Annotated in this window: 10 protein-coding genes; 4 read left to right on the forward strand and 6 right to left on the reverse strand. The window is 57.5% G+C overall.

The annotated features are described in order from the left end of the window. Position 1: 1 nt before the first annotated feature. Positions 2-1,429, reverse strand: a complete 1,428-nt coding sequence (gene leuC, locus HMPREF2849_RS08505; RefSeq protein WP_049189542.1) for a 3-isopropylmalate dehydratase large subunit — start codon at positions 1,427-1,429, stop codon at positions 2-4. A gap of 65 nt (positions 1,430-1,494) precedes the next feature. Here leuC and HMPREF2849_RS08510 point away from each other — a divergent pair, with 65 nt between their 5' ends. After that, the gene (locus HMPREF2849_RS08510) at positions 1,495-2,220 is read left to right on the forward strand and encodes an IclR family transcriptional regulator (protein ID WP_070862879.1); all 726 of its coding nucleotides are present in this window, start codon (positions 1,495-1,497) and stop codon (positions 2,218-2,220) included. Beyond that, positions 2,220-3,410, forward strand: coding sequence for an MFS transporter (locus HMPREF2849_RS08515; RefSeq protein ID WP_049189543.1), 1,191 nt, complete (start codon positions 2,220-2,222; stop codon positions 3,408-3,410). The genes HMPREF2849_RS08510 and HMPREF2849_RS08515 overlap by 1 nt, the downstream gene beginning before the upstream one ends. Here the strand turns inward: HMPREF2849_RS08515 and HMPREF2849_RS08520 are convergent, their stop codons facing one another. Beyond that, positions 3,411-4,334 (reverse strand): TDT family transporter, encoded by a 924-nt coding sequence (locus tag HMPREF2849_RS08520; RefSeq protein WP_224433164.1) that lies wholly within the window; start codon positions 4,332-4,334, stop codon positions 3,411-3,413. A gap of 69 nt (positions 4,335-4,403) precedes the next feature. Between HMPREF2849_RS08520 and HMPREF2849_RS08525 the strand changes: the two genes are divergently transcribed. Together HMPREF2849_RS08525 and HMPREF2849_RS08530 are read left to right on the forward strand one after the other, a co-directional pair. Further along, a complete protein-coding gene (locus tag HMPREF2849_RS08525) occupies positions 4,404-5,306 on the forward strand; it encodes a LysR family transcriptional regulator (protein WP_070546711.1) in 903 nt (300 codons plus the stop codon). Next, the gene (locus HMPREF2849_RS08530; RefSeq protein ID WP_070546713.1) at positions 5,290-5,715 is read left to right on the forward strand and encodes a carboxymuconolactone decarboxylase family protein; all 426 of its coding nucleotides are present in this window, start codon (positions 5,290-5,292) and stop codon (positions 5,713-5,715) included. Before HMPREF2849_RS08525 ends, HMPREF2849_RS08530 begins: the two co-directional genes overlap by 17 nt. Here the strand turns inward: HMPREF2849_RS08530 and HMPREF2849_RS11390 are convergent. The 4 genes from HMPREF2849_RS11390 to HMPREF2849_RS08540 form a co-directional block, all read right to left on the reverse strand. Continuing rightward, positions 5,622-6,254, reverse strand: a complete 633-nt coding sequence (locus HMPREF2849_RS11390; protein ID WP_246822142.1) for an acyltransferase family protein — start codon at positions 6,252-6,254, stop codon at positions 5,622-5,624. The genes HMPREF2849_RS08530 and HMPREF2849_RS11390 overlap by 94 nt on opposite strands. After that, positions 6,226-6,729 carry an acyltransferase family protein gene (locus tag HMPREF2849_RS11395; protein WP_246822144.1) on the reverse strand — a complete coding sequence of 168 codons (504 nt, stop codon included), beginning with the start codon at positions 6,727-6,729 and terminating at the stop codon, positions 6,226-6,228. Before HMPREF2849_RS11395 ends, HMPREF2849_RS11390 begins: the two co-directional genes overlap by 29 nt. A gap of 325 nt (positions 6,730-7,054) precedes the next feature. After that, positions 7,055-7,387: a hypothetical protein gene (locus tag HMPREF2849_RS11165; protein ID WP_126107984.1), complete on the reverse strand. Its 333-nt coding sequence runs from the start codon at positions 7,385-7,387 to the stop codon at positions 7,055-7,057. A gap of 1,164 nt (positions 7,388-8,551) precedes the next feature. Next, positions 8,552-9,988, reverse strand: a complete 1,437-nt coding sequence (locus HMPREF2849_RS08540) for a hypothetical protein (protein WP_049171601.1) — start codon at positions 9,986-9,988, stop codon at positions 8,552-8,554. Positions 9,989-10,209 lie beyond the last annotated feature (221 nt).

Below are 10,209 nucleotides of genomic sequence, written 5' to 3' on the forward strand. Positions count from 1 at the left end.
GTTAGAGATCAGCCGGTGCTGCGAAGTGACCGGCGACGGCAGTGGCTGCGGCGACAGCCGGGCTGACCAGGTGGGTACGACCACCCTTGCCCTGACGGCCCTCGAAGTTGCGGTTGGAGGTCGAAGCGCAACGCTGGCCCGGGGTCAGCTGATCCGGGTTCATGCCCAGGCACATGGAGCAGCCCGGCATACGCCATTCGGCGCCTGCCTCTTCGAAGATCTTGCCCAGTCCCTCTTCCTCAGCCTGCGCACGGACCTTTGCGGAGCCCGGCACGATGAGCATCTGGACGCCGTCGGCAACCTTGCGGTCCTTCAGCACGTCGGCGACGGCGCGCATGTCCTCGATGCGGCCGTTGGTGCAGGAACCTACGAAGACCACGTCGACCTTGACGTCGCGCATCGGGGTGCCCGGCTTCAGATCCATGTACTCCAGTGCGCGTTCGGCCGCGATGCGGTCGGAGTCCTCAGCGATGAACTCCGGATCTGGCACGGTCTCCCCCAGCGGCACGCCCTGGCCAGGGTTAGTACCCCAGGTAACGAATGGAGTCAGCGCGGAACCGTCGATTTCAACGACCTTGTCGAACTTCGCGTCCTCGTCAGTAACCAGGGACTTCCAGTATTCGACTGCCTCGTCCCACTGCTCGCCCTGCGGCGCGTGCGGGCGGTCCTTCAGGTATTCGAAGGTGGTCTCGTCCGGAGCAATCATGCCGGCACGGGCACCGGCTTCGATGGACATGTTGCAAATGGTCATGCGGGCTTCCATCGACAGCTTCTCGATGGCCTCGCCGCGGTACTCAATAACGTGGCCCTGACCACCGCCGGTGCCAATCTTGGCGATAATCGCCAGAATCAAATCCTTGGCGGTAACACCATCCTGCAGTTCGCCGGTGACGTTGACCGCCATGGTCTTGAAAGGCTTCAGCGGCAGGGTCTGGGTAGCCAGAACGTGCTCAACCTCCGAGGTACCGATACCGAAGGCCATAGCACCGAAAGCACCGTGGGTTGCGGTATGCGAGTCACCACAGACGACGGTGGTGCCCGGCTGAGTCAGGCCCAGCTGTGGGCCGACGACGTGCACGATACCCTGTTCGCGGTCGCCCATCGGATGCAGGCGGATACCGAACTCCTCGGCGTTCTTGCGCAGTGTGGCAATCTGGGTACGAGAGGTCGGCTCCTCAATCAGATTGATTTTGCCGCCGGCGACAGTGGTCGGAACGTTGTGGTCCTCGGTTGCGATGGTCAAATCCGGGCGGCGTACCTTGCGCCCTGCCAGACGGAGGCCATCAAAAGCCTGCGGCGAGGTAACCTCGTGGACGAGGTGCAGATCGATATAAATCAGATCTGGTTCGCCGTTGTCGCCTTGCTTGACTACGTGGTCATGCCAGACTTTCTCGGCCAGAGTCTTCGGGCTAGTGTCCGTGGTGCGCATAGTGGGTGAGCCGCCTTCCGGATATATCGCTTTTATCTCAAAGTATGAGATGTTAATATCATGGCATGGGACAGATTAGCACATCCGAGACGCCAGCTCTAAGTGGCATTAAAGTTCTCGATCGTTCGGTACTCATTCTCAAGTCCGTTGCAGAAACTCCTCGCACCCTCGCCGAGCTCTGCGAGGACACCGGGCTGCCCCGCGCGACCGCCCATCGGCTGGCCACGGCGTTGGAAGTGCACCGCCTTGTCACCCGCACTCCGGACGGCCGCTGGACGACGGGCCCCGGGCTCACCGAGATCACGCCTGTCACCACTGACCTGCTTGCCGACGCCGCAGCGCACATCCTGCCGAAGCTGGTAGAGGTCACCGGCGAGTCAGTGCAGCTCTACCGGCTCACCGGCGATACCCGCACCTGTATTGCCTCCATGGAGCCCGCCACCGGACTGCGCAACACCGTGCCAGTTGGCTCTCGCATGCCGCTAACCGCCGGCTCCGCCGCACGTGTTCTCCTGGCCTTTGGCCCGGCCAACCTCGCTGAGCGAATGCTTCCCGACGCCGACTTCAACCAACAGGACCTCGACGACTGCCGACGTCTCGGCTGGTCCGAGTCCATGGGTGAGCGCGATCCCGCACTTGCCTCCGTCTCCGCCCCGGTTTTCGATAGCAACCATCGCATGATTGCAGTCCTATCGGTCTCCGGCCCCGTGGAGCGCATGACTCCGTCGCCCTACGAATGCTGGGGCGCAAAGGTTCTCGGCGCCGCTGAAGAGATGAGCTCCCGACTGTAATGCCCGCTTACCGTCACCTTGTCCTTCTTCTGTCCATGTTCGCGGCGGTCGGTTCGTCCGTCGTTCACATGGGTGTGCCTTTTCTCATCCCATCCCTACAGGAAAACGGCTTAAGCCTCTCCGCCGCCGGCCTCGTCGCAGCAATGCCGGCGGCCGGTATTGTCTTCACGCTCATCGCCTGGGGCTGGTTTGTCGACCGCTATGGCGAACGCGCAGCTCTGTTCGCCGGCCTGACCTCTACTGCCTTAACGACGGGGCTTGCGGCGCTAGCTTCGTCGTCAAGCCCGGCTCTGCTCGGGGCCACGCTCTTTCTCGCCGGGTGTGCGGCGGCGAGCGTGAATTCGGCATCCGGCCGCGTGGTGTCGGGCTGGTACCCACCGCATCAGCGCGGCACTGCGATGGGCATTCGCCAAATGGCTCAGCCCCTCGGCGCTGCACTATCAGCGGTAACCCTGCACCCTCTCGCGCAGAATTACAGCATCGGAGTCGCACTCGCGATGCCCGCAATCCTGTGCGCCGTGCTGGCGTTGCTTGTACTGATAGGCGTGAAGAATCCCCCTCGCCCTGATGCCTCGAACCCCACCGTCACGGCCAGCCCCTACCGGGACGGCAAGTACCTCGTGCGCATCCACATCGCCTCGGCGCTGCTGTCCTGGCCGCAGTCGATGATGGGTGCCTACATTCTGGTGTGGTTGCTGTCTGTGGGGTACTCCGATGGCACGGCGGGCACAATTGTGATGGTCTCGCAGCTGCTCGGTGCCGGATCGCGAGCACTGATGGGTGTGGTCTCTGACCGAGTGCGATCTCGCATCCGCCCCTACCGCTGGGTCTCGGGTGCGACCTTTGTTTTGGCTGTCGCAATGATGATTGCCAGCTGGGCTGATTGGCGCACGCTTGGAACTTTGCTGGTCTGCGCACTGGCCGTTGCTGTGGTCAGCCCGAATGGACTCGCCTTCACCGCAGTTGCTGAATACGCAGGCCCCTTCTGGTCCGGACGCGCTATGGGTACGCAGAACACGTTCCAGAACATTATCTACGCTGCAACGCCTCCGGTTTCGGGTGCGATTGTGGCCGCTGCGGGCTTCCCCGCGCTGTTTGCCGTCACGGCTCTGTTCCCCGCCGCCGCGCTGGGTATTGCGCCACGAGAAGACCAGAACCGCAACGGGCGGGTGCGGGTCGAGCTTGACTAGCTAGCTCCGCGCCCACCAAACAAATCGAGCCACGCACGCGCACCAGTGCACAGCCAGCAAACACAGCAGCCCAGCGCTGGCCACGTATAGCCACTGCACGCCGGTAATGTCACCCAGGCTGTGCGTACCAAGACTCAGAGTGCCCACGGGGAAGGTTGCACCCCACCAACCAGGGCTGTATCCGGCCCAACTGATTACGGCGCGGGTGAATCGTCGTAAAGCGATGGCGGCGAGGAAGACACCGACAATGAGCACAGCGGTGCCGTAAGCGACAGCGGAGGTTCGGTTGAAAAGCAGCTGCGCAGCGGCCGTGGACTGACCGACCAGCCCGAGCGGAATCCAGGCAGTACCGGCGATGGAATCGGGGATGCGCATGGCGCCAGAGAACAGCGCGACGTAGCAGCGTACGAAAACCGGCAGAACCGTAATCAGCGCCATCCAAAAGAGTATTTGTGCGCAGACGTGATAGAACGTGCCGTAGTCAACGCTCAGCTGTGCGCCACTTGTCGCCGCCACCATCGGGGCGACTAGCGCGAGGCCCCACTGAAAAGTTGGTTCGCCTTCGAATCCTCGCAGTTGGCGAAGGCTGACGTAGATTGCCAGCGGCGCACCGATCCACCAGGACATCAGCTGCCACGATGAGTTACTAGCTAGCGCAGTCGCAGCACTACCGAGAGCCATGATGCCCATCGAGAGCATGCCCCACGGCGCCATCAGCTTCGAGTGGAAAGGCGGGTTTCGAAGGCGCAGCCAGCCGACCACCATAAAGCCGAGAATGCCCACCGCCATGACTAGAAGAAGCTCCGGAATCACCGGCACCTCATGGATGTGCGCAAGTGTGGCGAAGATGGACGTACCCATCAGAGATCCTGCCCACGCGGGCCCGGCGGGTGCCAGCACATCACGGCGAGAAGAGTTGGTCATGCTCATACCGTATTTGTTCTTGCCACAGCTACAGCTATCACCAAACTCTGTGAGGGGTACCATAAATGCATGTACCCCTCCGCTGTGGCCGAACTCGAAGCACTTCTCACCGCCGCCCGTGCAGGCTCGATCTCCAAGGCCGCGCGTGAGCTAGGCATCAATCAGCAGACCATGTCCGCACGCATCGCGCGGGCGGAAAAAGCGCTGGGAATCACCGTCTTCGAACGCTCCCCCTACGGCGTATCTCCCACGGAAAACGGGCAAGTGCTTATCGACGCACTCCCAGACCTCCTCGCCGCCTGCCACAGGTTTTCGGGCATTGCCGCCAGCTTGCGTTCCGACGATGTTCCCCGCCACCTCACCCTTGCGGTGTCCAATACTGTCGCTGAGCTCTACTACCCCGGCTGGGCCGCCGAGTTCCACCGGCAACATCCCGCAGTCAAACTGTCAATGGTGCAGGCAAACTCCCGTGAGGTGCGGCAACTAGTGGCCAACAGTGCGGTGGACTTCGGCCTGGTAGAGGGCGAGGCTGGTCGACACGACCTCGAAGAGCGGATCATCGGCACCGATGAGCTGGTCCTCGCTGTGCCGACGGGGCATCCGTGGACTGAGCGGGCCGAGATATTCATCGAGGAACTGCGCACTACCCCGCTGGTTATTCGCGAACCCGGTTCCGGCAGTAGAAAGGTCGTGGAAGATACACTGGGGAATCTCGCCGAACCCGCGGGAGAATTTGGTTCCCTTTCGGCACAGCGTGCTGGCATGATTGCGCTGGCAGCGCCAACAATCATCGCCCGCGGCGCAATTCGCGATCAGGTAACGCTCGGGCGCATCGTCATCGTCCCCACCCGCACCCGTTTTACTCGCAATCTCAGCGTAGTTATGCGTCGCGGCAGTGAAGCTAGTGGGGACATTTCGGAATTTATCCGCATTGCAAGTCCTATACTTAGCAAGCATGAGCAATCCCAATGATGAACTCTTTTCCTCTGACCGCTATGATGCCGGCATCCAAATTCGCCGCGAGGTGATGGGCGACGAATTCGTCGATGCCGCCCTCTCTCGCAACGCCGGCTCCGACGGAGAGACCCTGCAGAAGCACATCACCGCCACCGTCTGGGGCTCCGTCTGGAGCCGTGAAGGACTGGCCAAGCGTGATCGCTCCCTGCTCAACATTGGAATGCTCGTCGCTCTGCGCGCCACCGAAGAATTGCGCGGCCACATCAAGGGTGCCCTCGCCAACGGCCTGACCCGCACCGAGATCACCGAAGCCATCGTCCACGCTTCCGGCTACTGCGGCGCACCGGCCGCACTGTCCGCGATGAAGGTCGCGCAGGAAGTGCTCGTTGCTGAGCTCGGACCGCTTGACGACGACGATCGGTAGGTAGCCCACGGGCTCGCAGGCCCCGGTCGCCGCGTAAGCACATCAGTGATGCGGCGCAGCAGCCACGACAGCGGCAGGGCAAAGGCAGCGGTGACGATTGCCACTGCCAACATCGAGCCTTGGAAGGTCTGATAGCCCATCAACGTCATCACCCAGTCCATGACCAGCACGTGGACGAGGAAGAACTCGTATGAGACCTCTCCCAACCAAATCATGGCTGGATGACGAAGCCACCTGACCTCCGTACCCAGCGCAATCGGGGCCACGAATGCACCAGCGGACAGGCCATACAGCGTGGTCTTCCACAACGCCTGGTCGACATCATCCGGCACCAAGGTTGCTGGCCCCACGTGGGTGGTTGTGGATAGGAAAAACAGGACTAGCGCTATCAGCCACAGCCGTGCCACTACCGGCAGCAGCTCTTCTTGATGCGACAGCACAGTCCAGACCGGGCCAATGAGACCAAAACCAATAATGATGGCCAACGTTGGGCCAGGTCGCAGGCGCCCCTTAGTAATCGTCCAGATGCCAAGTCCCACCAGTGGCAAACACCAGGTAGAAGCCGACTTCCACCACCATCGACCACATCTGCGGCAAGCCCGGGTGGATCCAGCCGAATTGGAGCGTCTGAGTAAAAGACATCGACCGCAGCCAGCCCTGCAAACCCCCACCCGATGGTGGCGGGTCATCTGCGGCATGAATGAGGAATGCCGCAGTAACCACAATCCAGTAGGCCGGCAGAACTCTCTTCGCGCGACTGGTGAAGTACTTCCGCAAGTCCGGTCGATTCGCAGGGACGTCGTCAGGCGAACCGAGCCAACGCCCTGTGAGCAGAAACGCACTGAGCACGAAGAAGATGGTGACGCCAATTTCGAATCGACCGTTGAGACGCCCCCACCAATCGTCCGTGTAATGTCCAGTCCAGAACGCGGCATACGTAAGCAGGACACCGAACGCACCGATGGCTCGAATGCTGGTCAGCTCCGGAACGTAGGAGGACTTGGCCGAATTCATGCCAATATTTTATGACTGCAAACTACTTGGCGTGCTCGTTTTGGCACAAGCCCGGTCTACAAAATCTTGCTACCTCAGTACACACCCCGGAAACTGTTCTGTGACCAGCGAGGTTCAAATATTGATGCGGAAGGTCTGGTTCCCCTACCGTGCTCAGCAATCCTATCCAGCTAGCGGGGGCATTGTCCCAATCGCGAGTTGGAAATAAAAGTCGAAGTGCTTCTGCTTCTCGTAGAAGCGGAGGAAACACTCATGCTGAAAGCGGGTTACTTTTTGGGTATCCGTATGTCTATATACGGTAACGGGAATTGGGTTCTTGCCGTTTTTAAGACAGATCTAGACGATCATCATGTGAAGAAAGATTATGGTTTTTCCCATATTTTCTCTCGATAAGAACCATCGCTTCGAGAATTTTTACGATAACTCTATTAGTCGAGATGGAAGCGCATTTTTCTTCAGCTCGTCTTAGCTCTGGAAGGGTAGACTTTATCCATACTTTTGCTGCTGGAGCATTGTCTATCTCTTCTTCACGGAGAACTGACTCCAGGATGTCAATGACATCGTGGAGCGACAAGTCCGTTTCAGGAGGAAATTTTGCCATTGCATCTCTCCAGAGTTCGTGTTTCTTTAATGGTGAACCTAGTTGAGGGAAAAGCATGAAGAGAATAGCAGTTGCATCTATCGCTTCCTTTTTTCGCTGTGTTTTGGCCTAAGCGGAGTTGCTGCGGCATCGCCTTCTGCCGAAACAGCAAATGGCATGGCTGCCACTACTCTAGCCGGGAATGACCTATACGGAAGAGTAATCAGTGTGCACTTATCAGCGAACGACTGTGAGACGGCTAAGTTTCGGTACTGGCTTGTAACCGATGCATTTGGCTCAGTTACGTGCATCCCAGACCCTAATAACGATGGAGATTGGTTACTCATCACTACGTAAGCACGTTATACGCGTTATACGCGAGATTCTTCACTCGCGTATCTATGAACTGTGCCAACGAAGTACCCAGTTTCCTGTGCTATCGCTCGGATGGTTAGGCTCCTGGCACGTAGCTCGCGTACGCGTTGGCGTTTTTCAACTGCTCGAGCGAGATAGCTCGCTCTTGGCTCGCTTGTACAATTAGAAATTGCACGGGTAAATACTCCGGTTTTTCAGCAAGTTCCCGAACTGACCACCCCTTTCGTGGATAACCCGGATATCTATTTCTTGGATCCCTACTCATGGCCAGCCTCAATCCATTTGTCGGTTTCAGCTCTTCTTCCTTGACGTTTGCTACGAGATTCTCTCCCTCGTGCGCTTTGGATGGTGCTAAAGGTTTCTTCGTAGATTGCTGAGCCGTCTGCTCACATGCGTGAGCGGTTGACGATCCATCAGTGGATAGATCGGGCAATCTGGTCGACTTCGCGTGTGGAAAGTGGTCCGCTGAAGAGTTCTGGTTCATGGATTGCGCTGCGGTTTGGATAGCGAGACCAAGCCCATCGGGGTCGCCGAGGTGGTGGCGGATTTCGAGATAGGCTCAGGTGCGTGCTGATTCGAATAGTGCGCAGTTGCGGCCTAGCCCGACCAGATTTTGCAGCGGGTTTTCTTCCAGGACTTCGGTGGCATGAAGCCGGTTTCGGTCAGCCAGAAGGCTAGTTCATCAAGTGTGTAGAGTTCGACAGCGCTCAGAATATACTGCGCAAATGCGTGCACCGGCTGCAATCTCAGAGTCGAAGGTCGGACAAGAAGTACTCCTCGCTGAGCTCAGCTCATTTGAAGACAGCAATGAGTAGTGAGTCCACGGACTCGTAAGTTGACCTTCACATGCACGGTGCTACAGAAAAATCATCCGTGAAATTCACCGTCGGGGAACGCGTCAGCCCACGTGCTTTCATCCCTGCCAAGCGCATCAATAATCTTTTCAATGAGCCCGGCATGAGCCTTGATGTCGAGCGCAGGTGGATCCGGCATCGTAATACAGTCTCTCGGATTGAACGTATCGAGATACTTCTCAGCCCACGAGATCCACGGGCTGTCAGGCTCAATTCGCTTCACATATTCGAGATAGGAACACACCGCTTCAAACTTTTTTAACTCCTGAGAGCGCTGATACAACGCGTTGAAATAGAAATCCTTCGCGACAGTCTTCGCAGCGATTGGCTTAGCGAACTCATATTGCTTCGCTCGGAGCGCCCTCTCTCTGCCCGCAATCTCATAATCTGTCTTCTTCCAGAATTCTCGAATTTGATGCCACTTGAAATAGGCCTCAATGCCGTCGGCAAACGCTTCTGAGTTCTTCTTCGAATCACGAGCGGACATCCCTCGAAATTCAAGGACAAGTTGACCATTCGGGATTTTTTCCCAGAAGCGCCTCATCTTTTCGCCCTCGTGCCAACGGTTGTGATAATCGATTTCATCTTGTGTTGGCTCACGCTGCACACGGTTATATCTCTCGCGGAACTTGAGATCTTGAAGATCGAAATCAAAGCCGAGCTTAACTGCACGAAGCACTTTCTCTTTAGACCATGAGTCGTACCAAGTCTCTAGTTCTATCCGGCCACCGTTCAGTTCAATCTCTGTGAAGAGCACATGCAAAACTCGCTTAATCCGCAATTGCACATCGGAACTAAACTGCCTCTTGTAGTATCCAAACGCTTCGACAGCTTTCTTATTGTATTTCGCCACGCGTTTATCGCCACGTAAAATCTCCCTCCACCCAACCAGTTTCATTGGCTCAATAGAGATAACAGCGGCCTTGAATCGGGGCTTCTCCTGGCCATATACGTAGGTACTTCCTGCGTAGTCAAAAACGTGGCCATCTTCCAACCAAGACCTATCACGGGATAGTTTCGCCGCCGCCGGTAACCAGAAGTCGCGAATCTCACCGGCCGAGGCCACGATTGTGAAAACGTCGAGGTCTGACTCTCCAATACCATGGCGTATTCGAGCCATGTAAGGAGTTAAATCAACTTCAGGCTCGTCGGGTTTTGGCGTTGGTTTTGGTTTTCTCAATGTGGAGGGTACCGGTGGCTCCTTCGCCGCCGTGTTCTTCCGCCGCTTCTTATTGACTACAAGCGCTTCGGTACCGGCGTAAACCCTCTCACCACGTTTTGTAGCTACAGCCTTCCACTTATCACCGTGACCTGAAATCTTGACTAACTTGTGCCCCTCTAGCATGCGCGCTGTATTCTTATAAAATTCATGCGGAGGGTCACCGGCGCAACCATCCACGATCCATCCAAGAATCTTCTTCTGTCTGCTGGTTAGCTCTTTCGCAGCCATACCTCTATTGTCACCCACCCCAATAGCAGCGAAAAAGAGTTTCTTGCTGCTAACCCTGTAATTGTCATGGAATAGGGTTGAAGGACATTTGAAAAGGCAAAATCCCGATTCGCATTCAGCCGAATCGGGATCCCGTGTCGCAAATTCCGTTTTCATGAACTGTCTAGGTCAGAAAAGCGAAACTGCCACTTTGTACCCCGTACGGGATTTGAACCCGTGTT

The organism is Corynebacterium sp. HMSC073B01 (assembly GCF_001838255.1).
In the GTDB taxonomy this organism is placed as follows: Bacteria; Actinomycetota; Actinomycetes; order Mycobacteriales; family Mycobacteriaceae; genus Corynebacterium; species Corynebacterium jeikeium_D.